The sequence below is a fragment of the Candidatus Magnetobacterium casense genome, from assembly GCF_019173545.1.
Taxonomy (GTDB): Bacteria; Nitrospirota; Thermodesulfovibrionia; order Thermodesulfovibrionales; family Magnetobacteriaceae; genus Magnetobacterium; species Magnetobacterium cryptolimnobacter.
In genome coordinates this window covers 1-1,561 of record NZ_JABXWD010000615.1, presented here as the reverse complement: position 1 = coordinate 1,561, position 1,561 = coordinate 1, and the positions used below count along the sequence as shown (strand labels likewise).

Genomic DNA, 1,561 nt, shown 5'->3' with positions numbered 1-1,561 from the left:
TCTAGCACGTGCTTCTGAGAACAAGACGGTGGGCTTCAACGTGGAGAACAACGTCCTGCACAACGGTCCAATCTCGGATGCCGACGTTGTGCCAATCCTCGGCTCCATCCTGTCAGGAACGGAGTCGAATCAGCGTATCGGTGACCGTGTCAAGCCGAAGTCGCTGCGTGTCCGTGGCGTCATCGGACTCAACCCCGATTACAACAACACAAACAAGCCCATGATTGTAACGGTGATGCTCCTTGCCTGCAAGGACAAGAAGACCAACGCCTTGGTCGCTGCAGGTGCCGGCCTCGCCGACCTCCTGAAGCCAAACATCAACGGTAGCGGACAGGTGCTGTGGGATGGAACAACCCTGCGCTCGACCTACGATGTGAACACAGAGAAGTTCCGAGTGCATATGGCCAAGCAATTCCGAATCGCACCGGGCTCACTCGCAGGAGGGACCCGTGAGTTCGACTTCGTGAAGTGGCGCCATACATTCAAGGCCAGCAAGATGCCTGCATCGCTGACTTGGGACGAGGGCACGGGCGATGATTGCAACAACTTCGCACCGTTCCTCGTAATCGGCTGGTGCTACACCGACGGTACAGCGCCTGACGTTGTGCCCCGGCTGGTAAGCCAGTGCAGCTCGGAGTTTACCTTCGAGGATGCGTGAACTTGAACACCAAAGTTCAAAACACAAAACAGCCAAAGCCGACCCGAGGCCAGGACAGAGGGACTTTGCAAAAAGACCTATGTTTTCGAGGAGGATTCGTTCGGTCCAGGGGTCAAATGCCAGGTTGTCTACAACCTGTTAGTATTACGACCCCTGGGGGAACCTACCCCCTAGCCCCGCCGGCAATGAGGCGAAACCCGCCATTTAGTATAAATGGCTAATGCACAACAGAGAGCTACATGTTGGAGCCTGACGATCAACTTGGGCTCGACGAAGATGGAGACAGTCGAAGAATGGATCCACTCAGCGAGAGGGCGTGGGTGGTCGATCACCGGTCAGGTTGAGAAGGCCCCTACGACTGGCACGCTGCACTACCAATTGATGCTGAAAACACCACAAATGCGTTTTTCAGCAATCAAGGGTGCATTTCCGACGGCACACATTGAGATAGCCAAGCGTCCGATTGCGCTATCTCAATACGTAGTGAAGGAGGCCACGAGAGTGGCCGACCTACCGTCACAAGACGAGAAGTATCCAACAGCTGCCAAGTTTTGGATTCTCGTCTACAAATACTATGAGGTCGACGACACGTCTGGCTGGGACCAATCGTGCGAACACGCTGTGCGGTTCTACGATACAGACAAACAACGTGATATAGAATCAGACCCGCTCTGGTTTCTAGATCAGGTCGCTGCGAATCTCATTCGAAGCGGATACGTCATCGACCACCTCATCACAAACCCGGCAATCAGAAGCTTCTGGAAGAAGTTTCATGCCGAAATCCTCTATCGAGCTCGTGAGCTAGATAGACAGACAGACAGACAAAAGGAACGTCTGGAGGAAGAAACACAACAAGATGCCCCGAGCGACAGTGGAAGGGAAGATTGTGCGGACTCGGAAGCC

General features: G+C 54.1%; 2 protein-coding genes. Both read left to right on the top strand.

Going from position 1 to position 1,561, the window contains the following annotated elements; all coding sequences use genetic code 11:
* Nucleotides 1-658 (top strand): hypothetical protein (locus HWQ67_RS18115; RefSeq protein WP_218254096.1); only part of this gene is annotated, 658 nt, incomplete at its 5' end.
* A gap of 276 nt (nucleotides 659-934) precedes the next feature.
* The coding region (locus HWQ67_RS18110) for a hypothetical protein (protein ID WP_218254095.1) at nucleotides 935-1,561 on the top strand (627 nt) is incomplete at its 3' end.